The organism is Mesorhizobium sp. M1A.T.Ca.IN.004.03.1.1 (assembly GCF_003997555.1).
Taxonomy (GTDB): Bacteria; Pseudomonadota; Alphaproteobacteria; order Rhizobiales; family Rhizobiaceae; genus Mesorhizobium.
In genome coordinates this window covers 1-257 of sequence record NZ_RZTV01000604.1, presented here as the reverse complement: position 1 = coordinate 257, position 257 = coordinate 1, and the positions used below count along the sequence as shown (strand labels likewise).

Here is a 257-nt window from a genome sequence, read left to right as displayed (position 1 = left end):
AGTCGGGGCGGTTGCGCCCTCATTTCTTCCTCGCAAATAACGTGCTAACTCACCACATCAGTTGGGCAGGCGCGCATGCGCCGATGGGAGGAATTTTTCATGCTGTTCGGCGGCTTCGACATCGTCGTGATCGTGCTGGTCATCTTCGTCATTTTGGTGCTCTTTGCCGGGATCAAGACCGTACCGCAGGGCTATCGCTACACCATCGAGCGCTTCGGCCGTTATACCCGCACGCTGGAGCCGGGCCTCAACCTCAT

General features: G+C 58.0%; 1 pseudogene. It reads left to right on the top strand.

Features of this window, described 5'->3' with window-relative positions:
- Positions 1-99: 99 nt before the first annotated feature.
- Positions 100-257, top strand: a pseudogene (locus EOD29_RS33055) (SPFH/Band 7/PHB domain protein); the annotation flags it as partial.